Here is a 25,855-nt window from a genome sequence, read left to right as displayed (position 1 = left end):
TTACTGCGCCTAGGTAACATATTCAGATATGAAAAGACCCATCGCATTGGCGGCTGCCACGCTGACTGCGACCTTGTTCTTAGGGCTTACAGGCTGCGTCACCAATGACGAAAGCGGTAACCCCGAGGGCTGGTCAGAAATCAAACCGGCAGCGGTCCCCGAACTGGCGAAACAGGTCCCAGCAGATCTTCGTAAGCGCGAAGTATTGCGCATCGGCACCAACCCAACATTCGCCCCGGCAGAGTTTAAGGATTCCGCCGGTTCCATCATTGGCTTCGACATCGATCTCATCCGAGCCATGGCCAGTGTCTTGGACCTGAAGATTGAAATCCAAGAACAGGATTTCGCACTGATTCTGCCGGCCCTGTCGGCCGGCGCAGTCGATGTTGGCGCATCTGGATTCACGTCAAACGAGGAGCGCCGCAAGACGTACGACTTCGTCGACTATCTGGATACCGGCCTGCAGTGGGCACGTCGCCCGGGCAGCGACGCCAGCTCCGACAACTACTGTGGCAAAACTGTCGCCGTTCAGCGCAATACCGTCGCTGACATGGAGGACCTGCCGGTAAAGAATCAGGATTGTCTGGATCGTGGTTTGCCACCAATTAACAAGTTGGCCTACCAGGATGCTGGTACCGCAGCTACCACCGTGGTGCTGGGGCGTGCTGACGCGCTGGCAGCTGACTCACCAGTCAGTGCCTACGCGGTCAATCGCTCCGAGGGCAAACTCGAACTTGCCGGAGATATCTACGATGGTGCCCCGTTCGGCTTCGCTATTCCGAAGGATTCAGAACTCGGCCCAGTGCTGCAGCAGGCACTGCAGTACCTCATCGACAACGGCCAGTACAAGGAAATCCTGACCACATGGGGTTTGGAAGACGGTGCTTTGGAACGCGCCACTATTAACGGAGAGGAACTTTAAGTGAGCGACTCATCTGCGTCTGGCGCCCGCTACGAGGCCACACAGGCGGAACTCAACGAAGAAATTAAGGCCAAACCGCTGCCACACCCGGGGCGCTGGATTACCGCAGCAGTGCTGCTGGTGCTCTTCCTGTGGTTCATCATCGGTGCCGCCCGCAATGAGGCCTACCACTGGGATGTTTACTTCCAGTACCTGTTCGACACACGAATCGCCGCTGCCGCTGGCTGGACCATTGCTCTTACGGTCCTAGCCATGCTCATCGGCATCATCGGCGGTGCCATCGTCGCAGTGCTCCGCATGTCGGAAAACCCCGTGCTGTCCACAGTTGCTTGGTTCTACCTGTGGGTTTTCCGAGGAACGCCGGTCTACGTGCAGCTGGTCTTTTGGGGTCTCCTCGGCACTATCTACTCGACGATTGACCTGGGCGTGACCGAGGTTGATTTAAGCACCATTCTCTCCAATACCTTCGTGCTGGCATTCGTCGGTCTCGGCTTGAACGAGTCCGCATACATGGCTGAAATTGTCCGTGCCGGCATTCAAGCTGTCCCAGAGGGGCAGACCGAGGCATCGAAGGCATTGGGTATGAGCTGGTGGCAGACCGTCCGCCGCACTATCCTGCCGCAGGCTATGCGCATCATCATCCCGCCGACGGGCAACGAGTTCATCTCCCTGCTGAAGACCACTTCGCTGGTCATCGCAGTGCCGTTCTCGCTGGAACTCTACGGCCGCTCCACGGATATCGCCAATGCTCTATTCCTGCCGGTGCCGATGCTGCTGGTCGCCGCCACCTGGTACTTGGTCATCACATCGATTCTGATGGTCGGCCAGTTCTACCTTGAGCGCTACTTCGCCCGCGGCGCTACCCGTCAGCTCACCGCCCGCCAGCTGGCCGCGCTTGCCGACGCCGAAGGTGTGCCGCTTGCAAATGCTCGCGTTGTCGATAAGGACGAAGAGCACTTCTACCGAGAGGATCCGCAGTAAATGACTACCAAAGATTTGATGGTTGAGGCGCAAAGGGTTCGAAAGAACTTCGGCCGTCTCGAGGTCCTCAAGGGCATCGACCTGGAGGTTCCACGCGGTACGGTTACCTGCCTCATTGGCCCTTCGGGCTCCGGCAAGTCCACACTGCTGCGCTGTATCAACCACCTGGAGAAGGTCAATGCAGGCCGTCTCTACGTCGATGGTTCCCTGATTGGCTACCGCGAAAAGAACGGTAGCCTCTACGAAATCTCCGCCGCAGAAGCTGCGCGCCAGCGTCGCGACATTGGCATGGTATTCCAGAACTTCAACCTGTTCCCGCACCGCACGGTGCTGGGAAATATCACCGAGGCACCAGTGCTGGTAAAGGGTGTCTCCCAGGAGCAGGCTGAAAAGCGTGCCATGGAGCTGCTGGAGACTGTTGGTCTGGCTCACAAGGCCGACGCCTACCCTGTTCAGCTCTCGGGCGGCCAGCAGCAGCGAGTTGCCATTGCTCGTGCACTGGCCATGGAACCGAAGCTAATGCTCTTCGATGAGCCGACTTCCGCTCTTGACCCGGAGCTCGTCGGTGAGGTTCTCAACGTCATGCATGGTCTGGCCGATAAGGGTATGACCATGGTCGTCGTGACGCACGAGATGGGCTTTGCCCGCGAAGTCGCCGACCAGGTTGTGTTCATGGCTGACGGCGTGGTCGTGGAAAAGGGCGCCCCGGATGCGGTGCTGAGTAATCCGCAGCACGAACGCACCCGCAACTTCCTATCTTCGCTGTTGAAGTAACAGCCGTTGAAGTAACAGCCAGGGGAGGCTGGCAGGCGGAACAGCAAGCCTAAGCGCCAAAAGTTGCGGAGATTCCGCGAAGCATAGTGACTGCCGCGCCGGTAGTCGCCAGAATGACCGCGAGCTTTCGGGCTTCCACAATGGGCACTCGCCGAGAAACGCGAGTGCCCAAAAATATACCCACCACCGTGGCAGCCAGACACAGCGGCCAGAGTATAACCGGCGTGGTGGAGAAGACGGAGACATCAGCGCTGATTTCCTTGAACAGCAAGGACAACCCACCGGAGACAAAGAACAGCGGCTGCAGCGTGGCTGCAAAAGTCTGCGCTGGCCAACGAGATGCCTGTGCATAGACGGTGATGGCAGGGCCCGCAATGCCGGCCAGGGTGTTCATAAAGCCGCCGGCAACGCCAGAGGCAACGGCGTACTGTGGACCGTCGACACGCATGCGCTGAGGCATAAAGGATGTCACCAGCAGCGCAAGCAGCACTAGCCCACCGACCAGAACCTGGAGTGGCCCGCTGGGCGTGTTGTGAACCACCCAGGCGCCTGGCAGCGCCCCAAAAGCCATCACCGGACCAATTAGCCAGAACTTCTTCCAGTCGACGTTTTCTCGCACCGAGATAGTCTGCATGACCGCATTGACGGTGGCGAGCACGTTGATAATCAAGATACCTGCTACTGGGCCTGCAATCAGTGAGAGGACTGGCCCTCCCAGCAGGCCGAGTCCCATGCCAGCTACTCGCTGCATCAGTGCCCCGATGAAAATCGTTGCCACGATAAAGACAAAAGCCCACACTGATAACTCCATGGGAGGGAGTTTACAGCGTGGGCTTTTTGGCTACTCCACGGGCGGGGTCTCCGGGAACCCGTCGTAAAGCGGAGACGTTAGCGGACTCGATGCGAACTAGATGACGCCCTGAGCCAGCATTGCGTTAGCGACCTTCTTAAAACCTGCGATATTGGCACCGAGCACGTAGTTACCCTCGTGATCGTACTCAGCTGCGGTGGTCTCGCAGTTTTTAAAGATGTTGGTCATGATGCGCTTCAGGCGCTCATCGGTGTAGGAGAAGGACCAGGAATCGCGGGTCGCGTTCTGCTGCATCTCCAGAGCGGAGGTAGCAACACCGCCAGCGTTTGCAGCCTTGCCCGGTGCGAAGTGGACACCGTTGGACTTAAAGACCTCGATAGCCTCCGGGGTGGAAGGCATGTTTGCGCCCTCGGCAACGAAGCGGCAGCCGTTGTCGACCAGCAGCTTGGCGGACTCGCCACTCAGCTCGTTCTGAGTTGCACACGGCAGTGCAACATCGGCCTTGAGCTCCCAGATGTTGCCACCCTCGTGGAACTCAGCGCCCTCAGCCTCGGCCACGTACTCGGAGACGCGAGCACGACGAACTTCCTTGATCTCCTTCAGCAGCTCGACGTCGACGCCGTTCGGAGTGGAGACGTAACCGGAGGAGTCAGAGAAACCGACGACGGTAGCGCCGAGCTCCTGAGCCTTCTTAATGGCGTAAATGGCGACGTTACCGGAACCGGAAACGATGACCTTGGCACCGCTGATGTCAGCACCGTTGGCCTTCATCATCTCTTCGGTGAAGTAAACACAGCCGAAACCGGTAGCTTCGGTACGAACCAGGGAACCGCCCCAGGTCAGGCCCTTACCGGTGAGAACGCCGGACTCGTGCTGATTGGCCATACGGCGGTACTGACCGAACAGGTAGCCAATCTCGCGGCCGCCGACACCGATGTCACCGGCAGGCACATCGCGGTACTCACCGATGTGGCGGTGCAGCTCAGTCATGAACGACTGGCAGAAGCGCATGATCTCCAGCTCAGACTTGCCCTTCGGATCAAAGTCGGAGCCGCCCTTGCCTCCGCCGATTGGCAGGCCGGTCAGGGAGTTCTTGAAAATCTGCTCGAAGCCCAGGAACTTGATGATGCCGAGGTTCACACTCGGGTGGAAGCGCAGACCGCCCTTGTACGGGCCCAGCACAGAGTTGAACTGAACGCGGAAGCCACGGTTGACCTGGACCTGGCCCTGGTCATCGACCCACGGCACGCGGAAAATAATCTGGCGCTCCGGCTCACACAGACGCTGAACCAGGCCGTAGTCACCGTAGTGTGGATCCTTTTCCAGGACGACCTTCAGGGACTCCAGAACTTCTGCCACTGCCTGGTGGAACTCCGGCTCACCGGCGTTTCGGGTGAGAATCTGGTCATAGAGTCCCGAAACCTTCTGCTCGATATTCAAAATAAACCTCTCTGCGAAACCATTATGGCGCCCACGAAGAACAAACCGTCAGCGGTTGTAAACCGCTTCCCGGCTGCCGTAACTCGGTGGCACAGGTTGTGTGCACAAGGACTGGGCAACTGTCGATATTGAAGCGGACATAATTATACAACGGCATATTGCTGGGAAAACTCGTAGCGTTTCGCGCTACACCCGCTGGCCAAGCCAAGCACCGGCTTCGTGGAGACTTACGCTTTTCACGAATTAGGTAGGAAATTACCTAAATACGGCAACATTCCAGGGATACGTCGCAACAGATTCGAGTAATTCGTCGAACTCACGCAGCACCGGGTCCGGGGGCAATTCTGCACGCGGAGTCAGTAGCTCCGAGAGGTCCATAGCGAGTTCATTGAGAGAACCACCGTGCTGATCGAAGCTCAAGAGATAACGGAATACCTTCCTCTCTCCGAGCGGCTCCTTCGGGTTCTCACGCTCCCACTGCTCCACCAACTGCGCGTCAGTGTCCGCCGACGCCACCGACACAGCCACATCACTAACTCGCCCGGCGCGGTCAAACTCACTCAACTTGGTACGAAATGCCTCGGCCAGCGCCTCCGATTCAGTCGGCTTCACCAGGCAGTGAAAAACAATCTTCGACATAACTTCACAGGCTAAGCCACGCGAGACGGCCAGACAATAACTAACCGTCGTCAAGCTCCTATCCGCCTGCGTTGGCGCGCGCCCATCGCTGACAACGACGTAGTGTTGAATTTATGCAGGCTTTCAGCAATCCCCTCATCACGCTTGCCGACGGCACGGTGAAGCAAGTCAATCCTTTTTCCGGTACCCAGGTGTGGACAGTCCCCGGTCGTGGCAATCGGCCGCTGGGAATTAAGCACCCGGATCCGCAGCCACTGAGCGAGGAGGATTTTGGTTCCCGCGATTCCTTCGGCTGGAACAATCTGCTGCAAACCCCGCCAGAGAAGGCCCGCGTTGTCCTCGATGACTCAGTATTCGGCGGTTACACCACAGTGACCGGAGTACTTCCTGACCAGCTCTTCGACACCACTGCGGAATTCCGCCGCGTGCCCAACCTGTTCGAAATCGTCTCGTATGACTACTGGGCGGACAACTACGGGTTCGAGCCCGACCGCGAAACTCAGCAACGCATGGAGGCCTACCTCGACGACCCGAAGGGCCGCGAGCACGTGCTCAACATCATTCGCACGCGCTACCGCGCCGCTGGACGCAGCGAAGAGGAAATCAGCGCGCTTTCCGACGAGGAATTGCTGCGCCGCGCCCCAAGCTATTTCGCCGGCGGCCACGATGTGATTGTTGCCCGTCGCCACTTTGTCGACGGCGCTACTCACGATAACCAGCTGGCTTCTTCTGGCACGTTGAGCGTTGCCGAGCACCACGCACTCATTGCGTTTACCGTCGAGTCGATTGCTGACCTGTACCGACGTAACCGCTACGTGCGTTATGTGGCCGCTTTCCAAAACTGGCTGAAGCCGGCGGGCGCGAGCTTCGATCACTTGCACAAGCAGCTTGTGGCCATCGATGAGCACGGCGAGCAGCTCAAGCGCGAAGTGCAAGCGGTGCGCAAGAACCCGAATATCTACAACGAGTTCGCAGTGGACTATGCTGCCCGCCACAATCTGATCATCGCGGAAAATGAGCATGCAGTGGCCTTTGCCGGATTCGGACACCGCTACCCCACACTCGAGATTTTCTCGAAGTCGGACATCTGCGAACCGTGGCTGCAAACCCGCGCTGAAATCGACGCTATGTCGGATCTGATTCACGCCTGTCATGCCGCTGCCGGCCCCACCATTCCATGCAATGAGGAATGGCATCACCGTCCTGTCGATTTGGATGCTCGCATGCCATGGCGGGTGATGATTAAGTGGCGCACCTCGAACTTGGCCGGCTTTGAAGGTGGCACCAAGATTTATCTGAACACCATCTCCCCATGGGATCTGCGCGACCGCGTTGTACCAGAGATGTACCGTCTACGGGAGACCGGGAAAATCTCGGACAGCATTCACATTGCGACCGAGTGCCAGTGCCTGCCGAATTCCCTGAAGTACAACCCGCTTGTCGAGGACGGAACGCGACTGTAGGCCTATGGGCAGAATAGAGAAAGAAGTAAGGAGTCTTAATTCAGGTGAGCAACAATGAAGCACGATTGAGCCGCATTCGCGACCTCATCGCCACCCATCGAGTGCCGTTGGACAAGCAGTGGGAAATCTACCGCTACCTGCACCAGCACCCGGAGCTGTCTCAAGCAGAGGAGAAAACTGCCGCGTATCTGGCCGGTGCTCTTCGCGACATGGGCACTTACACAGTGCATGAGGGAATCGGTGGCCACGGCCTCGTTGGTGTCATGGAAAATGGCCCCGGCCCCACCGTGCTGTTCCGCGCTGATATCGATGCGCTTCCAGTTTTCGAGGAAACAGGTGTGGACTTCGCTTCCTCAGCCACCGGTACCGCCCGCGATGGTTCCGCCACCGCCGTCATGCACGCCTGCGGCCATGATATGCACATGACGGCCGGTCTTGGTCTGGCTAGCCTGATGGCAGCAACTAAGTCTGAGTGGTCGGGTACTTTCATTGCTCTGTTCCAGCCCGCCGAGGAATTGGCCTGCGGTGCACAGGCCATGATTGACGATGGCCTAGCAGACCTCATCCCCACCCCAGATGTGTGCTTCGGCCAGCACATTGTTCCCGGCCCCGCAGGTCAGGTAATGACCATGCCCGGCCCGGCACTTGCTGGCTGTGACACCATCAGCATCACGCTGACCGGTCGCTCCGCGCATGGATCTATGCCGCACAACGCCATTGACCCGACGTACTTGGCCGCCGCGATTGTTCTGCGCTTGCAAGGAATTGTGGGGCGCGAGATTCCTCCCCACGAGTTTGGTGTTTTGTCCGTCGGCACGCTGCAGTCTGGCAATTCGAATAACACAATCCCAGGTCAGGCCAAGATTGTGCTGAACATTCGCTACTACTCCAACGAGGTACGCGCCAAGCTCATTGCGGGCATTGAGCGCGTTGTTCGTGGCGAGTGCCTGGCTTCCGGCACTGAGGTTGAACCTGTGATTGACTACTCGGATCACGGCGAAGTCACTGACAATGATTCGGAGGCGTTTGCCACGATTCGCCCGGTCATGGACGCTGTTCTCGGCGAAGATTCCACCGATGCTGTGCCGTGGACGGCGTCGGAGGACTTCTCAGACCTTCCCCGTGGCCTGAACTGCCCGTATGTCTACTGGACAGTTGGCGCGACACCTCGGGATACGTGGGAAGCCGCCGTTGCTGCCGACCGCGTGGTCGAAGACGTACCGTCAAACCACATGCCGACCTTCCTGCCGGACTTCAAGCCAACGGCTACCTCCGCGACTTCTGCCGCCGCTGCCGCCGTGCTGTCCTACCTGGCAAAGTAAAGGTCTTTTGTCGGCCACTTGCCACCGCACACCGGGCCGAAAAGACAGCCCAGGTCGAAAGGCTCTAGCAAAAAAGCCGGTAAGCCCCAAAAGGGCTTACCGGCTTTTCAAACGTGCCAAAGAGCTAGCGTGCGTCCTCGCCAATAACGTGGACGTGAATCATGTTGGTATTGCCCTCATTTCCTGGAGGGGTACCAGCAACAACGACCAGCGTGTCACCAGCGTTGTAGTTTTCCATGGTCAAGAGCTGCTCATCGATGACCTGCATGATCTCATCCGTGCTGTTAACCTCGCGCACCAAGAAGGTCTCCGCGCCCCACGTCAGCGCAAGCTGCGAACGAACCTGCTGATTCGGAGTGAATACCAGCAGCGGCAGGCGAGAGTGCAAGCGTGCCACACGGCGAGCGGTATCACCCGAGGTGGTGAAAGCAACCATAGCGCGGGCATTCAAGCGCTCACCAATATCGCGAGCTGCGTAGGAAATAACACCACGCTTAGTGCGCGGCATGTGAGTCAGCGCAGGAACTTCCCCCTCGCGCTCAGCGGCGGTAACGATACGAGCCATAGTCTTCACCGTGGCCTGCGGGTACTTACCAATTGAGGTCTCACCCGAAAGCATCACGGCATCTGCACCATCGAGCACAGCGTTGGCCACGTCGGAGGCCTCCGCACGAGTCGGGCGCGAATTCGAAATCATGGAGTCGAGCATCTGGGTGGCTACGATGACCGGCTTGGCGTTCTCGCGGGCAATCTGAATAGCGCGCTTCTGAACCAGCGGAACATCTTCCAGCGGCACCTCAACACCGAGGTCGCCACGAGCAACCATCACGGCATCGAAGGCCAGGATAATCGCCTCAAGAGACTCGACTGCCTCTGGCTTCTCCAGCTTGGCGATAATCGGGACACGACGGCCAACCTCATCCATGACTGCATGGACCAGTTCGACGTCGGAAGGCGAACGGACGAAGGACAGCGCAATGAAGTCCACACCCAGCTTCAGAGCGAAGCGCAGGTCGGCGATATCCTTCTCCGACAGAGCCGGCACCGAGATGTTCATCCCCGGCAGGGAAACACCCTTGTTGTTAGAGACCGGACCGCCCTCGATGACACGGCACACCACATCATTGCCATCTACCTCGATGCACTCCAGGCCGACCTTACCGTCGTCGACAAGCAGGCGATCGCCCGGACGGGCATCGTCAGCGAGGTTCTTGTACGTGGTGGAGACGCGGTCGTGCGTGCCTTCGACATCGTCGACGGTGATGCGCACAATCTCGCCGTCAGCCCAATACGTCGAGCCTTCCTTAAAACGACCGAGGCGAATCTTTGGCCCCTGCAAATCGGCGAGAATACCGACGGCACGTCCCGTAGCATCGGATGCTTCACGCACCCAGTGGTAGTTCTGAGCGTGGTCCTCATGCTCGCCGTGAGAGAAATTCAGACGGGCAACATCCATGCCGGCGTTGACCAGCCCGGTAATCCCCTCCAGCGAAGCAACTGCTGGACCGAGGGTACATACAATCTTCGTTCGTCTAAGCACGGCCTCCAGCCTAGTCCCTTAACGGGCTATGCGTCAGTTGGAAACACTGTGAGCTTCAGCAGCCTCGCGCTCTCCCCTGACTTCAGCTGCGGTTTCGCGGCTCTTCGCTCGCAGAATCCACATAGCAATTACAGCGCAGAAAAAGACTACGAGCGACGTGATGTTATTAATACGCACACCGAATATCAGCGTTGCATCATCGACGCGCATGAGTTCAATGAAGAAACGTCCCAAAGTGTAGGCCGCGACATAGAGTGCAAAGACGCGACCGCCGCCCATCTTGAACTTTCGGTCCGCCCAAACAATGACCAGACAGGCGAGGACGTTCCACACCATCTCGTAGAGGAACGTTGGATGCACCACGGCCAGCACTTCGCCTGTCGACGTTCCGGTGACAGGGGCAACCCGGCCAAACTCATCAACTCGTTGGTAAATTTCCAGACCCCATGGAAGCGACGTTGGGCCACCGTAGAGTTCCTGGTTGAACCAATTGCCCAGACGCCCAATGGCCTGACCAAGGATGATTGCGGGTGCGGCCGCGTCAAGAACTGGCGCAAACGGCACCTTCCGCCACTTAGCGACCGCCCACGCGGCCAGCACCCCCAGCGCCACTGCTCCCCAAATACCGAGACCGCCATTGGTGATCTTCAGTGCATCGGCGGGATTGGCGCCGGGGCCAAAGTACTTCTCCCAGTCGGTGGCGACGTGGTAGAGACGGCCGCCGATAATGCCCGCAGGAATAACCGCAATGGCAATGTCGAGGACCAACTCCGGGTCTCCACCCCTGGCCGCGTAGCGGCGCTGCATCCAGTAAATGCCGACGAGTACGCCAACCAAGATGGAAATCGCGTAACCGCGCAGTGGTAGCGGCCCTAACTGCCACACCCCCTGCGGCGGAGAGGGAATGTTGGCCAGATACGTCGTTGCAGTCTCAGCGAGAACAAGGGTGGAACTCATAAATGCGCTAGCTCTCTCCTCGTACGCCCGCGGCGAGTTCACGGGCGAGCGTTACCAGGTCATCGGTGCTCTTCATCGCGGCCTTGATCAGTGCCGAGCCAACGATTACGCCATCTGCAAACTCGGCAATCTCCGCGGCCTGTTCCCCATTGGAGACGCCCAAACCGACGCACACCGGTGTATCGGTAACCTCACGCGTGCGGGCAACCAACTTGCCGGCGGCCGAGTCGACACTAGCCTGGGCACCTGTGACTCCCATGTGGCTAGTGGCGTAGACGAAGCCGGTCGACGCGGTGGCAGTTAGCTGCAGACGCTCGTTGGTCGATGACGGAGCAACCAACATGATGTTGGACAGACCATTGGCCTCAGCTGCACGCTGCCATTGGCCGGCCTCCTCGGGGATGAGATCCGGGATGATGGTGCCACGACCACCAGCGGCGGCCAAGTCCTCAGCGAAACGCTCCGGACCATACTGGAGAATCGGATTCCAGTAGCTCATGACCACACAGGTACCGCCGTGCTCGGTGACTTCGCGGACCACACGCATAATCTCACGGGTGCGGAAGCCCGCATCCAGAGCCACGTTGGCGGCATCCTGAATGGTTGGGCCATCCATCATCGGGTCGGAGAAAGGCAGACCAACCTCGATGATGTCGGCGCCAGCGTCGACAATCGCCTTGATGTTCTCAATCGACTTATCGGTGGTCGGGAAACCCGCTGGGTAGTAGCCGATAAACGCTGCGCGGTTTTCCTCACGGACTTTGTCAAAGACGTCACTCAGACTCATTTAGGACTCCTCCATCAGATCAAACCACTTAGCAGCGGTGTCGACATCCTTGTCACCGCGACCGGAAACATTGACAATAATCAGCGGCTTACGGCCCAGCTCTTCATTCAGGTCACCGCTGATGAGTCGGGCGGCAGCCACCGCGTGTGCGGACTCGATAGCGGGCAGGATGCCCTCCATCCGAGTCAGATCCTGGAATGCCTGCATCGCCTGGGTATCGGTCACCGGCAGGTAGGACGCGCGATCAATATCAGCCAGATAAGAGTGCTCCGGGCCCACACCCGGGTAATCCAGACCCGCAGAAATCGAATGCGACTCTGTAATCTGGCCGTCCTCGTTCTGCATCAGGGCGGCGAAGGAGCCCTGGAACACACCCGGATTACCGGCGGCCGAAATAGGGGCTGCGTGGCGACCGGTCTCAACACCATCGCCGCCAGCTTCAGCGCCAATCAGGCGAACCGATTCATCATCGATGAAGTGGTGGAACGCGCCGATTGCATTAGAACCGCCGCCAACACAGGCCACGACAGCGTCGGGAAGCGAGCCGGTTTCCGCGAGAATCTGCTGGCGTGCCTCGGCGCTGATGATGCGCTGGAAGTCGCGCACCATTGTTGGGAACGGGTGCGGACCGGCTGCAGTGCCGAAGCAGTAGTAGGTGTCATCGGCGTGTGAAACCCAAAAACGCATGGCCTCATTGATTGCGTCCTTGAGAGTCTTCGAGCCAATCTCGACCTCGATAACCTCAGCGCCAAGCAGGCGCATGCGGGCGATATTGAGACGCTGGCGAATCGCGTCGACCTTGCCCATGTAAATACGGCAGTTAAGGCCGAGCAGCGCACAAGCGGTGGCGGTTGCAACACCGTGCTGTCCGGCACCGGTCTCGGCAATGATGTTCTTCTTACCCATGCGCTTGGCAAGCAGAACTTGGCCCAAGACGTTATTAATCTTGTGGCTGCCAGTATGGTTCAGATCCTCGCGCTTGAGCCAGACGTCAGCGCCGATGTCAGCGGAGAACTTCTCCGCGTAGTACAGCGGCGAGGGACGTCCAACATAAGTACGCTGAAGCCGGTCGAGCTCATCGAGAAAATCCTGATCAACGCGGGCCTTCGCGTAGCCATCGGTGACCTCACCGATAACGGCCATCAGCGCCTCCGGCACAAACTGGCCGCCCCACTTACCCCAGTGCCCAATGGCATCAGACTCGTGGTTCGTTGTCTCCGCGATAACCTCACCCATCGTGGGCAGGCGATCACCGCGGGCATCATGATTCTTGAAATCTTGGTCACTCACAGTTACCTATTGTGGACTATCCCCACCCGTTGCGGGGAGATAAGGCCTAAGAAACTGTGGTGTGCCAGCACAACAGGTGTGACACACAACCAAATGAGGCGGAAATTCGCGGTGCGATGCAGCTGATTATCGCAACCGTGGGCTATCGCTACTCGCTGCGGAGTGTCGGGTGAACACCGGCGGCAACGAGACGTCGGCAAGCCTCACCCGGCTTGCCCGCGGTGACCAGCCCCTCTCCCACCAGCACCGCGTCGGCGCCGTGGGAGGCGTAGTAGCGCAGTTCCTCCGGCCCCTTGACACCGGACTCTGCCACCTTCACAACATGATCCGGCAGCATCGGCGCAAGACGTTCGTACACGGAGAGGTCGACGTCGAGAGTCTTCAGATTGCGGGCGTTGATGCCGAGGATCTTGGCACCAGCGGCCTCGGCACGCTCGACCTCTTCGGCGGTGTGCGCCTCAACCAGAGCGTTCATACCGAGCGACTCGGTGCGATCCAGCAGCGACTCCAGCGTCGGCTGATCTAAAGCGGAGCACATCAACAGCACCAAGTCAGCACCATGCGCGCGGGCCTCATGGACCTGGTACGGAGTGACGATGAAGTCCTTGCGAAGCACCGGAATGTTCACCGCGCGGCGCACGGCATCGAGGTCAGCGAGCGAACCGCGGAAGCGGCGCTCCTCAGTCAGACAGGAAATGACAGCCGCACCACCCTGCTCGTACTCTGCCGCCAAAACTTCCGGCGAGGGGATGTCAGCCAGCTCTCCTTTTGACGGAGAGGCACGCTTGACCTCTGCAATCACCTGCACCCCAGGCTTTGCCAGTGCCGCCACGGCATCAATCGGCGACGGTGCCTTCAGCGAGAGCTCCTTGATTTCACGGTAGGAAATCTTGGCTTCCCGAGCAGCGAGATCTTCCCGCACGCCCTCAATAATCTTGTCCAGAACGTTAGCCACGGCCTTACTCCTTATCCAGATCCGTAGGATCTACACCGGCATCCAAAGCATCCCACAGAACTCGACCCGACTGCGGGTCTTCCTCCAGATCCTCGGCGATACGCTGACGGCGTACCTCCGGGGTCTCATACGCGCTGGACTTCTGTTTCTTCACAGCACCCGGTCGACGCACCAGCAATACCGCCCCGACCAGCGCCAATGCACAACACAGCAGGGCCAGAGCTGGCCCCATCGCGTGTACCTGAATCTTATCGACCTGCGCCCAGTCTGCCACAGTCACCGCATCACTGGCGCGCTGTGAGGCGCTTCCCGATGTCAACAAATCCAGCGCCCGTTGGGAGTCCACACCGTCTTCTCCGCTGGCAAGCAAAGTCATCGGAGTCCACGACGCCGCAATTGCGAGCAGCGCCGCAAGCCCACCGACGATACGGCGGCCGAGTGCGCCCAAAATGGTGGTGGCAAACAGCGCAGCCACCATTGCCAGTGCAATCGACGTCAACTCTGGAGCCCAGACAGCGCCCACCAAATCAGTGGTCGCCGGACCAGACTTGTCATCAACAGTATCGACTGTCAGCCACGCACTTCGGCTGCACAACCACATTCCCGCCGCGGCCACACCAATGAGGCCACCGGAGAGCATCGTTGTCGACTTCATCGAAAACCTAGCTCCTTTCCGCTGGGACTAGTGTCTCAGCTGCCGCGACAGCTCGCAGCACAGCCGCGGCCTTGTTGCGGGTCTCTTCATCCTCTGCCACCGGGTCAGAATCACTGACAATTCCGCCACCGGCCTGAACGTAGACCGTATCGCCCTTCTTCACACCCGTGCGGATGGCAATTGCCTGATCGGTATTGCCCCGGAAGTCAAAGTATCCAACAGTGCCACCGTAAACACCCCGGCGAGTGTCTTCGAACTTGTCGATAATGCTCAGCGCGGAAGGCTTCGGCGCACCTGAGAGCGTTCCCGCTGGGAAGGTGGCCGCGAATGCGTCGACAGCCGTGGCGTCGCTGGAAAGCTCGCCAGTGACGGTAGAGACCAGATGCATAACGTGACTGTAGCGCTCAATATGACGGAAGTCGTGCACAACAACACTGCCCGGGCGGCAGACACGTCCGAGGTCATTGCGCCCAAGATCGACGAGCATCAAATGCTCACTATTTTCCTTCTCGTCTGCCAGCAAATCAGCTTCCAGCGCATTGTCCTGCTCCACCGTGGCACCGCGCGGGCGTGTGCCCGCAATGGGGTTGGTGATGACCTCACTGCCCTGGACTGCCACGAGTGACTCCGGGGAGGAACCGACAATTTGGAAAGCCGTATCGGAGAAGTTCTTGGTTGGAACGTTGACCAGGAACATGTAGGGCGACGGATTGGAAACCCGCAGGATGCGGTAGATATCAAAGGCGGAGGCCTGCGTGTCCATCTCGAACCGCTGCGAGAGCACAATCTGGAACGCATCGCCGGCGCGGATGTGGTCCTTGCAACGCTCAATACGATCCATGTGGTCCTCGGCGGCGCGCTGGCGACGAATCACCGGCTCTGGGAAGCTAACTTCCGCCGGACGCAGATCAGAGGGCTCTGACAACCGCTCCACCATCGCATTGACACGATCACAGGCGGTGTCATACGCCTGATCAATCCGCTCATCCGAGCCGTCCCAGTTGACGGCATTGGAAATCAGCCACAGCACACCCTCGTGGTGGTCAAAAGCAGCCAGGTCCTCCACCAGCAGCTGCATGAGCTCCGGAATCTGCAAATCATTGTCAGTGGTATCCGGCAGTTGTGGCTCGATGTAGCGGACAATGTCATGCCCGAAGTAGCCGACAAGACCAGAGGTGAGCTTGGGCACCGAGGCATCGTCGGCAAGCGGGAGTTCCGTGTGCAGCAGCTCCAGCGTACGACGCAGCGCATCCAACGGATTTCCGCCCTCTGGCGCACCCGACGGCGCATTGCCAATCCAGGTTGCCTCCCCCGCATCATCCACCGTCAGCGCGGCGCGACTGCCGCAACCGATAAATGACCAGCGCGACCACGACTGCCCCACATCGGAGGACTCCAGCAAGAAGGTGCCGGGACGATCGGCCGCAAGCTTGCGGTAGGCCGACAGCGCCGTTTCGCCGTCCGCCAAAACCTTGCGAACCACGGGTACGACCCGATGATGTGCAGCCAGTTCGCGGAAGCGCTCACGCGTGGTCATGGTGATACGAGTCATAGCCGCTATTGTGCCACGCACCCCGGATTGCACATCACTTAACCCCGGACTTCACCGGAGGTGGGCGCGCTTGACGACGAAATCCCCACCTCGGCAGCCACGGTTGACCGCCTAGTCCTCGAACACGGGATGCACGTCAAAGCAGCTGTGCGAGCCAGTGTGACATGCGGCGCCATCCTGCACCACCTGCATCAGCACGGTATCGCCATCGCAGTCCAACGCCAGCGATGTCACCGTCTGGAAATGACCACTGGTCAGACCCTTAATCCAGTACTCCGATCGGGAGCGCGACCAGTAGGTGCCGCGTTTGGTAGCGATGGTGTACGCCAGGGCGTGGGAATCCATCCAGGCCATCATGAGCACGCGGCCAGTGGATTCTTCCTGCACGATGGCGGGAATCAAGCCGTCAGCGTTGAACTTGGCGATGTTCGCGATGTCCGCCGGGAGCGTGTACTCACGCGGATCATCTCCGGCGCCGTGAGCTGCCGCGCCCGGGGCTAGACCAGTCACTGGCGCACCTCGATTCCCTCGCGGGCCATCTCTTCCTTAACCTCAGCAATGCTGACCTCGCCGAAGTGGAAAATGGATGCGGCCAAAACCGCGTTGGCACCGGCGCGCACTGCTGGCGGAAAGTGCTCGGCCTTACCCGCACCGCCAGAGGCGATCACCGGGACGTCGACGGCAGCGCGGACTTTCTCCAGCAGCTCCAGGTCGAAGCCGTCCTTGGTGCCGTCGCCGTCCATGGAGTTCAGAAGAATCTCGCCGACACCGAGTTCCTCGCCGCGGCGCGCCCACTCGACGGCGTCGATTCCGGCCGAGCGGGAACCACCATGCGTAGTGACCTCGAAGCCCGACGGCTGGGGCGTGCCTCCCTCGGGAACACGGCGGGCATCCACCGACAGGACGACGCACTGCGCGCCGAAACGACGCGACAGCTCGCTGAGCAGTTCCGGGCGTGCAATCGCAGCGGTATTGACACTGACCTTGTCGGCTCCGGCGCGGAGCAGCTGATCGACATCCTCGACGCTGCGCACGCCACCGCCAACCGTCAGCGGAATGAAGACCTCACTCGCGGTGCGGCGCACCACTTCGAGCATGGTGCCACGGCCATCCTTGGAAGCCGTGACATCCAGGAAGGTCAGCTCATCAGCACCCTCCTCGCCATAGCGGCGGGCCAGCTCCACCGGATCGCCGGCATCACGGAGATTCTCAAAGTTAACCCCCTTGACGACCCGCCCATTGTTGACATCCAGGCAAGGAATCACGCGTACTGCCAGAGACATAGTTTTTAAGTTCTCCTCGTGTTAGCTCAAAATTGTGGCTCGACGGTTTGCGCAACCACCCAGCTCGGGGCATTGCCCACGTTTTAGCTCCGGAAAGTCTCCGGACGACCCAGTTGGTCAATAATCGACCGCAGCGTGGCATGAACATCTCGAGTTCCCGCCAGCACGCCTACCGAATCATGTCGCCAGGGATTGCCCGCCAAGTCCGTGACCACGCCACCGGCTTCGGAAATCTGCAGTACACCAGCTGCGTTATCCCACACATGCGGCGAGAAAGTCACGGTGCCGCCGAATGCCCCCATCGCGGTGGAGCCCAAGTCCACTCCGACAGAGCCGGTAATTCGGATCGTCGGATAGCGCTCGCCCACCTTTGACAGCAGCAGTTGGCGCCACTTGCGTGGGAGTGTGCCGTCAGTACTCGCGATGACGGACCCAAAGGCAATCGAAACCGGACGGCCAGCCTCGGCATCGATGTTGACGCGACGGCCGTTGACAAACGTGCCGCTACCCTTAGCTGCGGTGATACGACGGCGCAGCAGAGGCATGGAGGTGATGCCGACCACCGGCTCCCCCTCGTGCATGAGTGTGAGCAGCATGGCACACAGCGGAAAGCCGTTGGAATAGTTCGTGGTGCCGTCAATCGGATCGATGACCCAGGCGGTATGTTCCTCAGGGACTTTGCCGCCGAATTCCTCGCCGTAGACGGGCAAGCCAGAATACTGCGTGAGGAGCTGGCGTAGACGACGCTCAATTTCCAGGTCGGTCTCCGTCGCGAAATCTCCGCGCGGCTTCATGACAACCGGATCCGCGCCCACCTGCTGTGTGAACAGGCCTTCAACCTCATCGAGCGCCGCTTCAGCAATAGCGAGCATCGCCCGCGGTTCCAGGGCATCCATACTTTCTAAGTCCTTCATCCGCCGTCTCAGCCGGGGTGCCGTTTGCTCGTTAACGCTTTCGCTTGACGACGTTTCCCCGGCCCGGCCACGAAAGTGTTCTCTTTAGCCGCGGGCTACTGCCAGGGCCTCTTCAAGGGTGAAACGCCCTGCGTAGAGAGCCTTACCCACAATTGCGGAGTCAACGCCCTCATCGACCAGCGTGGCAATAGCTGCAATGTCGTCCAGGCTACTGACACCGCCGGAAGCGACGATTGGAGCATCGGTAGCAGCGGCGACCTCGCGCAGCAGTTCCACATTCGGCCCCTGCAGGGTGCCGTCCTTGGAGACGTCAGTCACCACGAAACGGGATGCCCCCTGGGCATCCAGGCGCTCCAGCACCTCCCAGAGGTCACCACCGTCGGAGACCCAGCCGCGACCGCGCAGGCGCCACTGCCCCTCTTCGTTAAGAACGTCCAGACCGATTGCCACACGGTCGCCGTAGTTGGCGATAACCTCGCGGCACCACTCCGGGTTCTCCAGTGCGGCGGTGCCAATATTGACGCGGGCACAGCCGGTGGCCAGCGCAGCCTCGAGCGAAGCGTTGTCACGGATACCGCCGGAGAGCTCCACCTTCACGTCGAGCTTGCCCACGACGTCGGCAAGCAGGTCGTAGTTCGAACCGCGGCCGAACGCGGCGTCGAGGTCGACCAGGTGGATCCACTCAGCGCCTGCGTTCTGCCAATTCACGGCAGCTTCCAGCGGTGCACCGTAGGAAGTCTCGGTTCCAGCAGCACCCTGAACAAGGCGCACAGCCTGGCCATCGGCTACGTCTACAGCGGGCAGCAGGGTCAAACTCATGGGGGCTCTACTCTCTTCGACTTTTGGGCGTTGTGGCCATAGTCGCCACGACGCTTGTTGCTAGTTATCTCAGTATAGGTGGTCTAGGTGGCGAAATTCCGTCACCTACCAGGTAGTGCGGTTAGGGCAGATACTACCGATTGGGCAACTACAGCGTGTCCACCCAGTTCTGCAGCAGCTTCAACCCTGCTTCGCCAGACTTCTCAGGGTGGAACTGCGTGGCCCACAGCGGACCGTTTTCCACGGCTGCGATAAACCGATCGGATTCGTGGGCAGACCACGTCACCAGCGGCGGAGCGATGCGAGAATCCGTATCAAGGTCCCACGTGCGCACACCGTAGGAATGGACGAAGTAAAAACGCTGACCCTCCAGCCCCTTAAACATCTTTGAACCTTCCGGCACTTCAACCGTGTTCCAGCCCATGTGCGGCAGAATCGACGCCTCGAGGCGCTCGACAGTACCGGGCCATTCACCACAACCCGGGGTGCCGGTGACAGCTGCGGATGCGTCGGTCTCCGCTGCATGGATGCCGTCGGCGTACTCGACGCCGCGATCAAAGAGCACCTGCATACCAACGCAGATTCCCATCACCGGCCGACCACCTGCGAGTCGAGAACCAATCAGGCGCGGCCCTTGCACTCGATGCAAACCCTCCATGCATGCGGCATAGGCACCGACGCCGGGAACGAGGAGACCATCGGCCTCCATCACGGTCTTCGGATCGGCGGTCACAATAACCTCGGCACCCGCGGTGGCCACAGCGCGCTCAGCTGAACGCAAATTACCGGAGCCGTAATCAAGGATGGCAACAGTTGGGGTCTTCGTCGAAGGTGAGACTTGTTCCATAGTTGGACATTTTAAGGCGCTGGGAATCGATGTTTCCCATTTACCCCAAGAAAACTGCCTGGACAGGCAAAAGCGCTGGTATACGCCCACCGAATACTTTGGTAAACTCACGGTTAACAACAGGTTAACTACGTTATTGATTTATCCCTAATACCCCTGATTACTTTTTCACAGAGAGACTCAGACGCTATGACTACCGCATCCGTTCTTAGTAAATCATTTGCCATTGTCCGCGAGGACCTTCACCGGCTCTACGGTGCAGCCTGCGACGCTGCGACCATCGATTCCATCCTCGACGATGTCATTGCAGAGCTGTCCGGCTCTGCGAAGGTGACTAACTTCCTCCCCGTCCTCGCCGAACGCGAGGCCACCGAGCGCATCAAGGCCGAGAGCGGATGCAAGGACTTCGCCCCGCGCCAAGAGATTCTCTTTGCCGATAGCCGTGGTTCCGGCCGCAGCCAGATTGCCACTGCCCTGGCCTACCACCTGGTTGGTGATGGAGTCTTTATCCGCACTATCGGCCTCAACCCAGAGGATGGCCTGAACCCGCGCGTCGTCGCGGCTCTTCGCGACCGCGGCGTGGACACCTCACGCCTCACCCAAAAGGCGATTACTCCCCGTGTTTCCCACCGCGCTGATGTTGTCGTACTCATGGGCATCGACGAGACACCAGCAGTCCCCGGCGACCGCTACGTGGAATGGGATGTCGCGGATCCGGACCAGCTCACAGACGACGAGCTCCAGTCGCTTATCGACGATATCGAAACCCGCCTGCGGTCTCTCTTCACCGAGATGGACGTCGCCGTCGCGTAAACAGGCACGGCTGATCACACACCGGGGGGTTGCATTTATTAACCAAAAAAGAGTGGCTGCGCTAGGACTAGCGCAGCCACTCTTTTTCTAACGTCTCTTTTTATGTAGTTACTTCTTCTTGCGGTCCCGAACCGTCAAGCGCGTCACTGCGTTCTTTGCCGGGCGGGCAACACGCACGGCTGCCTCCGGCGTATGACGCTTCACGGCATCTCCCAGACGACGCAGCGTAGCGCGGGTGTTGTGGTACTCCGCCACGCGGTGCTTTCCGATGATTCGGTCGAGCACCGCACCAATGAGGCCAACTGCCAGCAGAGCTGCTGCAAAGGCAAAGACAGCCGGGTACGGACGGAGTGCAGCCGCAGCTACGGCTCCCAGAACGAACGAGCCGATACCTGTGCCCGAGTCAAAGGACATGTTCCAGAAGGCACTGGCCTCAGCAGTACGGTCACGCGGCAGGCGGGCAAACATCAGCAGCAGAGCCTCATTTTGCACAATGCCGAAGCCCGCGCCGTAGAAAATGGCAGCGACCAGCAGCAGCCAGGCCGACAGATCAAAGAGAACCACGCCGGACATCATCAGCAGGCCAATAAAACCACTGATCAATGCCGGAATCAGCAGAATTCCAGCCTCGGACTTACGGTCGGCGTAGATTCCTGCGAAGTAACGGAATACCATCTGCGCGCCACCGAGAACCGATAGCGCCAGACCAGCGACAATTGCACCAGAAACAGCATCAACCTCTCGAGCTGCCGGTGCAAGGAAAGCGGAAATACCACCGAAGCCCATAGCAATCGTGCAAATTGCAAGCGCGGGAATGGCCACCAGCTTCCAAGTGGCAACGTGCTCAACTGGGCTCGGCTGAGTTGCTGCAGATCCGGGCACAGGATCGCCGACGTCTTCCTTGCCGCCCTTGCCCTCCTTCGGCGCTGGCTTAATCTTCGGGATAAAGAGTGCCATCAACGAACCGACAAGCGAGATGACGGCGCCCAAGACATAAACAGGGGTGTAAGAACCCGTCTTGTCCGCAATGATTAGTCCTAGTGGCAAGAAAATGAGCTCAGATAAACCAACTGCCACACCGAGAACGCCAGAGGCCTTACCCAGAAATTTCATTGGCACTAGCTCGGCAATCAATGCGGACTCGGCGACAGTCAACGCACCGAAGCCCATACCGCGGAGAACCGCAATGATGAGCACCAAAGCAGCATCGGTGCCAAAGATGTGCAGAATCGTCGGCAAGCCCAGAAACAGACCTGAAATCAGCATGGTCATGCCGTAGCCAAGACGGCGACACATACGTGGAGTCTGCGTCTGTGTGAGAACGGTAGCGGCCATAAAAACACCGGTGTAGGCACCGGCGAGCGAGGTTCCACCGCCATCGTCAAGAATTGCCTGCGGAATGACAGGCATGAGGAGTGACCAGCCACCGAAGGCGGCCATCACGGCGACTAGCGTAGGTACTAGTCCGGGCGCTTTCCACATGCTGTCCAGTTCGTCCAACTGCCTGCGGTCCATCACCCGGGACGCCATTTACTCCATCACTCCTATCAACCACAAAATTGCGCCGGCGAGCGCGATCACAGATAAGAGACCAAGGACAATTGTTCCGACCCTCGATCCGGATTTATAGAGTGACCATGTTCCGCCCACCAGCAGACCAGCGACAATGAACAAAAAATAAGTGCTCAGCGTCGATGCGGTAGACACCTGCGCTAAAAGCACGTCTACAGACGTTGTTACCATCGATTCCCCTAAAATGCCAGCTAAGGCGGATTTTCCGGTTTCCTACAGCGGCCGTCTACTTCAGCTGCGACCTACAGAGTGCCCTTGGTCGACGGCACACCGTGGACGCGCGGGTCGTCCTCGACGGCAGCACGCAGGGCACGGGCCACAGCCTTGTACTCAGCCTCGGTGATGTGGTGCGGATCGCGCCCGTAGAGACAGCGAACATGCAGCGCAATACGGGCATTTAGGGCGAAGGACTCAAAGAAATGCTCATTGATAACCGTTGCGTAGTGACCACCAATGACGGCAGTCAACATCTGCTCTGGTTCGCCAGTGCCAACGAAGTACGGGCGACCAGACACATCAACCACTGCGTGTGCCAGCGTTTCATCCATCGGGATATAGCAGTCACCAAAGCGACGAATACCAGACTTGTCCCCCAACGCCTGGGCGAAGGCCTGCCCCATCACAATGCCGGTGTCCTCCACCGTGTGGTGCGCATCGACCTCGGTGTCGCCGTTGGCGTGCACAGTCAGGTCGAAGCTGCCGTGGGAGCCGAAAGCGGTCAACATGTGGTCGAAGAACGGCAGACCGGTCGAAATATCGGCCTTGCCGGTGCCATCGAGATTCACCGAGCAGACGATGCTCGATTCGCGGGTGGCGCGCTCGATACGGCCAACGCGCTCAGTGCGCTCTGCCTTCAGATGGTCCTTATCACTGGCGTGCATAAGTCAGATTTCTCCTTATAGTGGGATGTACCAGCAGCATTTCGCTTAAGCCAGCGCGGTCGCTGCCAATTTCTTGGCCGCCGCCAGCAGTGCATCATTTTCACTGGGCAGACCAATAGTGGCACGCAAACGACCGGGCACGCCAACATCGCGGATGAGTACTCCCTCGTCCAAGAAGCTCTGCCATGCCGTCGAGGCATCGGCGAAACGACCGAAGAAGACAAAGTTCGAGTACGAGTCAATCACGTCGTAGCCATAGCTGTTCAGGGCGGCTACGACGCGGTCACGCTCGTCGGCAAGCTTTGCGACGGTCGACAGCGTCGCATCCGAGTGGCGAAGTGCAACTGTGGCTGCGGCCTGTGTCAACGTCGACAGGTGGTATGGCAGACGTACGAGCATCACAGCATCAATAAATGCCGGGTTAGCAACGAAGTAGCCGAGGCGGCCTCCTGCGAAGTCGAAAGCCTTGCTCATCGTGCGGGAGACAACCAGCTTCGACGGGAACTCAACCAGCAGCGTTGTCGCCGACGGCTCCTCAGTGAACTCGGCGTAGGCCTCATCGACAATGACGATGCCCGGCGCGGCTTCAATAATGCGGCGCAAGTCAGCGAGCGTAGTCAGGTTGCCAGTCGGGTTGTTCGGCGTCGTGATGAAGATGACGTCAGGACGGTGCTCGGCAATTGCCGCGAGCGCACTATCCATGTCGATGTCGAAGGTCTCCGGGTCGCGGTCGATGCCGATAAACTCCGTCTGCGTGCCGGACGAGAGGATTGGGTGCATTGAGTAACTGGGCACAAACCCCATTGCGCTGCGCCCTGGCCCGCCGAATGCCTGCAGCAGCTGCTGGAGAATCTCGTTGGAGCCGTTGGCAGCCCATACCTGGTCAACGGTGATGTCCACGCCGGTCTGGCGGGTGACATAGTCGGCGAGTGCGCTGCGCAGTACTACTGCGTCACGGTCCGGGTAGCGGTTGAGGTCAGAGGCGACCTTCTCCACTTGCGCCACCAGGTCGGCGATGAGGTCATCGGATGGCGGGTACGGGTTTTCGTTGGTGTTCAGGCGAACATCGACGTCGAGCTGCGGAGCACCGTAGGCTTCCTCGCCGCGCAGTTCGTCGCGCAGTGGCAAATCTGCCAGCACCAACTTGGCTACCGACTGCTGTGACTGGTTCTCAGGCTGGTTGCTCATTAGTTGTCGTTCCCCTTTTCTGCGCCATTGCTCTCAGAGCCGAGAAGCGTCTCAAAGCGGGCGCGGATGGCCTCGCCGTGCGCTGGCAGTCGTTCTTCGTTGGCCAGGACTACTACGCTGTCGGCAACTTCCTTCAACGCGGCCTCGTTGTAGTCAATCATGTGGACCGACTTGAGGAAGGTGTGCGTTGACAGCCCCGAGGCGTGGCGGGCGGTACCGGAGGTCGGCAACACGTGGTTGGAGCCAGCCGAGTAATCGCCCAGCGGCACCGGCGAAAAGCGACCGATGAAGATTGCGCCAGCGTTGGTAATGCGTTCGGCAACGGCCTGTGCGTTTTCGGTGTGGATCTCCAGGTGCTCAGCGGCGTAGGCATCTGCAACCTGGATGCCGATATTCATGTCGTCGACAAGCACGATGCCAGACTGCTTGCCGGTGAGCGCCTCACGAACGCGGTCGGCGTTCATGGTGACCTCGTAGCGGTTTTCGACCTCGCGGTCGACAGCGGCGGCGAAATCGGCGTCGTCGGTAATAAGTACGCTGGCGGCCATGATGTCGTGCTCTGCCTGGGAAATCAGGTCGTAGGCGACGGAGACAGGATCAGCGGCGTTATCTGCAAGAATGGCGATTTCGGTCGGACCAGCTTCGGCGTCGATACCGACGACCGAGCGGCACAGGCGTTTAGCGGCGGTAACGAAGATGTTGCCCGGACCGGTGACCATGTCGACCGGCTCGAGGCTCTCATTTTCATCGCCGTATGCGAGCAGTGCGACGGCCTGTGCACCGCCGACGGCCCACACCTCGGTCATGCCAAGCAGCTTGCAGGCAGCCAGGATGGTCGGGTGCGGCCAGCCGTCGTTGTCGGCCTGCGGCGGAGAGGCGACGACGAGGGACTCCACACCAGCTTCCTGAGCTGGGATGACGTTCATCAATACAGACGACGGGTAGACGGCGTTGCCCCCGGGGACGTAAAGACCGACGCGCGAAATCGGAATCCACTTCTCACGGACAATGCCGCCGGGAAGAATTTCAACAGTCTTGTCATTCGGCTTCTGAGCAGCGTGGAACGCGCGCACGCGCCCAATGGACTCCTGCAGAGCAGAGCGGACGTCGTCTTCCAGCGCGGCTTCCGCGGCATCGATAACCTCCGCTGGAACGCGCATGGATGCCGGACGAATACGGTCGAACTTCTCGGAGTACTCCATCGCCGCTTCCACACCACGGGCTGCCACGTCATCGACAACGGGTTTGACCGTGGGAATCATGGAATCAACGTCTGCCGCACCGCGCGGCAACACTCGACGCAGAGTGGCGGTGGTGGGAGTCTGACCGCGAAGATCAATAGTGGACAACATAATTAATTAGTAACCGCCTATTCGCACGATGGATTCATACGTGAGCACTTCAGAGTGACAAAGAAATGACAACAAAGTATTGAAAATCTGGGTCAAGC

At 59.4% G+C, this 25,855-nt stretch carries 25 protein-coding genes; 6 read left to right on the top strand and 19 right to left on the bottom strand.

From position 1 onward, the window contains the following. Positions 1-28: 28 nt before the first annotated feature. The 3 genes from HMPREF3042_RS06015 to HMPREF3042_RS06005 all read left to right on the top strand — a co-directional run bounded on the left by HMPREF3042_RS06015 (position 29) and on the right by HMPREF3042_RS06005 (position 2,677). Complete coding sequence (locus HMPREF3042_RS06015; RefSeq protein WP_070851318.1) at positions 29-922, top strand: ABC transporter substrate-binding protein; 894 nt, start codon at positions 29-31, stop codon at positions 920-922. Positions 923-985: 63 nt separating this feature from the next. Continuing rightward, positions 986-1,903 carry an amino acid ABC transporter permease gene (locus HMPREF3042_RS06010; RefSeq protein WP_370551012.1) on the top strand — a complete coding sequence of 306 codons (918 nt, stop codon included), beginning with the start codon at positions 986-988 and terminating at the stop codon, positions 1,901-1,903. Continuing rightward, entirely contained in the window at positions 1,904-2,677 is a 774-nt protein-coding gene (locus tag HMPREF3042_RS06005; protein WP_070856508.1) for an amino acid ABC transporter ATP-binding protein, read from the top strand. 49 nt (positions 2,678-2,726) lie between these two features. Here the strand turns inward: HMPREF3042_RS06005 and HMPREF3042_RS06000 are convergent, their stop codons facing one another. From HMPREF3042_RS06000 to HMPREF3042_RS05990, 3 genes are all read right to left on the bottom strand, one after another. Then, positions 2,727-3,488 carry a sulfite exporter TauE/SafE family protein gene (locus HMPREF3042_RS06000; RefSeq protein WP_070856506.1) on the bottom strand — a complete coding sequence of 254 codons (762 nt, stop codon included), beginning with the start codon at positions 3,486-3,488 and terminating at the stop codon, positions 2,727-2,729. Positions 3,489-3,584: 96 nt separating this feature from the next. Beyond that, on the bottom strand, positions 3,585-4,928 hold the full coding sequence (gene gdhA / locus HMPREF3042_RS05995) for an NADP-specific glutamate dehydrogenase (RefSeq protein WP_070856504.1): 1,344 nt from the start codon (positions 4,926-4,928) through the stop codon (positions 3,585-3,587). Positions 4,929-5,183: 255 nt separating this feature from the next. Beyond that, complete coding sequence (locus tag HMPREF3042_RS05990; protein ID WP_038625702.1) at positions 5,184-5,567, bottom strand: hypothetical protein; 384 nt, start codon at positions 5,565-5,567, stop codon at positions 5,184-5,186. Positions 5,568-5,680: 113 nt separating this feature from the next. On the opposite strand from HMPREF3042_RS05990, the gene HMPREF3042_RS05985 reads away from it, so the two are divergent. Together HMPREF3042_RS05985 and HMPREF3042_RS05980 are read left to right on the top strand one after the other, a co-directional pair. Further along, positions 5,681-7,030 (top strand): DUF4921 family protein, encoded by a 1,350-nt coding sequence (locus HMPREF3042_RS05985; RefSeq protein WP_070856502.1) that lies wholly within the window; start codon positions 5,681-5,683, stop codon positions 7,028-7,030. 44 nt (positions 7,031-7,074) lie between these two features. Beyond that, a complete protein-coding gene (locus HMPREF3042_RS05980) occupies positions 7,075-8,352 on the top strand; it encodes an amidohydrolase (protein WP_070856500.1) in 1,278 nt (425 codons plus the stop codon). A 124-nt stretch (positions 8,353-8,476) separates the two neighbouring features. Here the strand turns inward: HMPREF3042_RS05980 and pyk are convergent, their stop codons facing one another. The 12 genes from pyk to hisH all read right to left on the bottom strand — a co-directional run bounded on the left by pyk (position 8,477) and on the right by hisH (position 19,951). Continuing rightward, positions 8,477-9,892, bottom strand: a complete 1,416-nt coding sequence (gene pyk / locus HMPREF3042_RS05975) for a pyruvate kinase (RefSeq protein ID WP_038625706.1) — start codon at positions 9,890-9,892, stop codon at positions 8,477-8,479. 33 nt (positions 9,893-9,925) lie between these two features. Continuing rightward, positions 9,926-10,849, bottom strand: a complete 924-nt coding sequence (lgt, locus tag HMPREF3042_RS05970) for a prolipoprotein diacylglyceryl transferase (protein ID WP_070851325.1) — start codon at positions 10,847-10,849, stop codon at positions 9,926-9,928. A gap of 7 nt (positions 10,850-10,856) precedes the next feature. After that, positions 10,857-11,636, bottom strand: a complete 780-nt coding sequence (trpA, locus tag HMPREF3042_RS05965; protein ID WP_070429589.1) for a tryptophan synthase subunit alpha — start codon at positions 11,634-11,636, stop codon at positions 10,857-10,859. Next, positions 11,637-12,926: a tryptophan synthase subunit beta gene (trpB, locus tag HMPREF3042_RS05960; protein WP_005510336.1), complete on the bottom strand. Its 1,290-nt coding sequence runs from the start codon at positions 12,924-12,926 to the stop codon at positions 11,637-11,639. A gap of 148 nt (positions 12,927-13,074) precedes the next feature. Next, the gene (gene trpC / locus HMPREF3042_RS05955; protein WP_070841030.1) at positions 13,075-13,881 is read right to left on the bottom strand and encodes an indole-3-glycerol phosphate synthase TrpC; all 807 of its coding nucleotides are present in this window, start codon (positions 13,879-13,881) and stop codon (positions 13,075-13,077) included. A gap of 4 nt (positions 13,882-13,885) precedes the next feature. Next, complete coding sequence (locus HMPREF3042_RS05950) at positions 13,886-14,536, bottom strand: TIGR02234 family membrane protein (RefSeq protein WP_070856498.1); 651 nt, start codon at positions 14,534-14,536, stop codon at positions 13,886-13,888. Between the two features lie 7 nt (positions 14,537-14,543). Next, a complete protein-coding gene (locus HMPREF3042_RS05945) occupies positions 14,544-16,088 on the bottom strand; it encodes an anthranilate synthase component I (protein ID WP_070856496.1) in 1,545 nt (514 codons plus the stop codon). A 111-nt stretch (positions 16,089-16,199) separates the two neighbouring features. Then, the gene (hisI, locus tag HMPREF3042_RS05940) at positions 16,200-16,598 is read right to left on the bottom strand and encodes a phosphoribosyl-AMP cyclohydrolase (RefSeq protein ID WP_005510296.1); all 399 of its coding nucleotides are present in this window, start codon (positions 16,596-16,598) and stop codon (positions 16,200-16,202) included. After that, positions 16,595-17,371: an imidazole glycerol phosphate synthase subunit HisF gene (gene hisF, locus HMPREF3042_RS05935; RefSeq protein WP_070566039.1), complete on the bottom strand. Its 777-nt coding sequence runs from the start codon at positions 17,369-17,371 to the stop codon at positions 16,595-16,597. The genes hisI and hisF overlap by 4 nt, the downstream gene beginning before the upstream one ends. Positions 17,372-17,454: 83 nt before the next feature. Continuing rightward, the gene (locus HMPREF3042_RS05930) at positions 17,455-18,267 is read right to left on the bottom strand and encodes an inositol monophosphatase family protein (protein WP_048734639.1); all 813 of its coding nucleotides are present in this window, start codon (positions 18,265-18,267) and stop codon (positions 17,455-17,457) included. A gap of 102 nt (positions 18,268-18,369) precedes the next feature. After that, a complete protein-coding gene (gene priA / locus HMPREF3042_RS05925; protein ID WP_070856493.1) occupies positions 18,370-19,104 on the bottom strand; it encodes a bifunctional 1-(5-phosphoribosyl)-5-((5-phosphoribosylamino)methylideneamino)imidazole-4-carboxamide isomerase/phosphoribosylanthranilate isomerase PriA in 735 nt (244 codons plus the stop codon). Positions 19,105-19,252: 148 nt separating this feature from the next. After that, positions 19,253-19,951 carry an imidazole glycerol phosphate synthase subunit HisH gene (gene hisH, locus HMPREF3042_RS05920; protein ID WP_070856492.1) on the bottom strand — a complete coding sequence of 233 codons (699 nt, stop codon included), beginning with the start codon at positions 19,949-19,951 and terminating at the stop codon, positions 19,253-19,255. Between the two features lie 189 nt (positions 19,952-20,140). On the opposite strand from hisH, the gene HMPREF3042_RS05915 reads away from it, so the two are divergent. Continuing rightward, positions 20,141-20,764 carry an arsenate-mycothiol transferase ArsC gene (locus HMPREF3042_RS05915; protein ID WP_070856490.1) on the top strand — a complete coding sequence of 208 codons (624 nt, stop codon included), beginning with the start codon at positions 20,141-20,143 and terminating at the stop codon, positions 20,762-20,764. Positions 20,765-20,872: 108 nt separating this feature from the next. Here HMPREF3042_RS05915 and HMPREF3042_RS05910 read toward each other — a convergent pair whose 3' ends face one another. The 4 genes from HMPREF3042_RS05910 to hisD form a co-directional block, all read right to left on the bottom strand. Beyond that, on the bottom strand, positions 20,873-22,294 hold the full coding sequence (locus HMPREF3042_RS05910) for an MFS transporter (RefSeq protein WP_070856487.1): 1,422 nt from the start codon (positions 22,292-22,294) through the stop codon (positions 20,873-20,875). Positions 22,295-22,578: 284 nt separating this feature from the next. Beyond that, positions 22,579-23,217, bottom strand: a complete 639-nt coding sequence (gene hisB, locus HMPREF3042_RS05900) for an imidazoleglycerol-phosphate dehydratase HisB (protein ID WP_070438967.1) — start codon at positions 23,215-23,217, stop codon at positions 22,579-22,581. Positions 23,218-23,262: 45 nt separating this feature from the next. Beyond that, positions 23,263-24,405 carry a histidinol-phosphate transaminase gene (locus HMPREF3042_RS05895; RefSeq protein WP_070545583.1) on the bottom strand — a complete coding sequence of 381 codons (1,143 nt, stop codon included), beginning with the start codon at positions 24,403-24,405 and terminating at the stop codon, positions 23,263-23,265. Further along, positions 24,405-25,757, bottom strand: a complete 1,353-nt coding sequence (gene hisD / locus HMPREF3042_RS05890; RefSeq protein ID WP_070856485.1) for a histidinol dehydrogenase — start codon at positions 25,755-25,757, stop codon at positions 24,405-24,407. Before hisD ends, HMPREF3042_RS05895 begins: the two co-directional genes overlap by 1 nt. Between the last annotated feature and the right edge of the window lie 98 nt (positions 25,758-25,855).

Origin of the sequence: Corynebacterium sp. HMSC074C05 (genome assembly GCF_001838325.1) — a bacterium.
GTDB classification, from domain to species: domain Bacteria; phylum Actinomycetota; class Actinomycetes; order Mycobacteriales; family Mycobacteriaceae; genus Corynebacterium; species Corynebacterium amycolatum.
The sequence above is the reverse complement of the archived record's forward strand: the minus strand, read 5'-3'. Positions and strand labels throughout refer to the sequence as shown.

Bases quoted from the DNA above. Each gene is read 5' to 3' on its own strand.
- HMPREF3042_RS05990 (WP_038625702.1), bottom strand. From the start codon at position 5,567: ATGTCGAAGATTGTTTTTCACTGCCTGGTGAAGCCGACTGAATCGGAG.
- HMPREF3042_RS05985 (WP_070856502.1), top strand. From the start codon at position 5,681: ATGCAGGCTTTCAGCAATCCCCTCATCACGCTTGCCGACGGCACGGTG.
- hisH (WP_070856492.1), bottom strand. From the start codon at position 19,951: ATGGAACAAGTCTCACCTTCGACGAAGACCCCAACTGTTGCCATCCTT.
- HMPREF3042_RS05950 (WP_070856498.1), bottom strand. From the start codon at position 14,536: ATGAAGTCGACAACGATGCTCTCCGGTGGCCTCATTGGTGTGGCCGCG.
- lgt (WP_070851325.1), bottom strand. From the start codon at position 10,849: ATGAGTTCCACCCTTGTTCTCGCTGAGACTGCAACGACGTATCTGGCC.
- priA (WP_070856493.1), bottom strand. From the start codon at position 19,104: ATGAGTTTGACCCTGCTGCCCGCTGTAGACGTAGCCGATGGCCAGGCT.
- HMPREF3042_RS06015 (WP_070851318.1), top strand. From the start codon at position 29: ATGAAAAGACCCATCGCATTGGCGGCTGCCACGCTGACTGCGACCTTG.
- HMPREF3042_RS05930 (WP_048734639.1), bottom strand. From the start codon at position 18,267: ATGGATGCCCTGGAACCGCGGGCGATGCTCGCTATTGCTGAAGCGGCG.
- HMPREF3042_RS06000 (WP_070856506.1), bottom strand. From the start codon at position 3,488: ATGGAGTTATCAGTGTGGGCTTTTGTCTTTATCGTGGCAACGATTTTC.
- HMPREF3042_RS05895 (WP_070545583.1), bottom strand. From the start codon at position 24,405: ATGAGCAACCAGCCTGAGAACCAGTCACAGCAGTCGGTAGCCAAGTTG.
- hisD (WP_070856485.1), bottom strand. From the start codon at position 25,757: ATGTTGTCCACTATTGATCTTCGCGGTCAGACTCCCACCACCGCCACT.
- HMPREF3042_RS06005 (WP_070856508.1), top strand. From the start codon at position 1,904: ATGACTACCAAAGATTTGATGGTTGAGGCGCAAAGGGTTCGAAAGAAC.
- HMPREF3042_RS05945 (WP_070856496.1), bottom strand. From the start codon at position 16,088: ATGACTCGTATCACCATGACCACGCGTGAGCGCTTCCGCGAACTGGCT.
- trpA (WP_070429589.1), bottom strand. From the start codon at position 11,636: ATGAGTCTGAGTGACGTCTTTGACAAAGTCCGTGAGGAAAACCGCGCA.
- hisB (WP_070438967.1), bottom strand. From the start codon at position 23,217: ATGCACGCCAGTGATAAGGACCATCTGAAGGCAGAGCGCACTGAGCGC.
- HMPREF3042_RS05915 (WP_070856490.1), top strand. From the start codon at position 20,141: ATGACTACCGCATCCGTTCTTAGTAAATCATTTGCCATTGTCCGCGAG.
- HMPREF3042_RS05910 (WP_070856487.1), bottom strand. From the start codon at position 22,294: ATGGCGTCCCGGGTGATGGACCGCAGGCAGTTGGACGAACTGGACAGC.
- hisF (WP_070566039.1), bottom strand. From the start codon at position 17,371: ATGTCTCTGGCAGTACGCGTGATTCCTTGCCTGGATGTCAACAATGGG.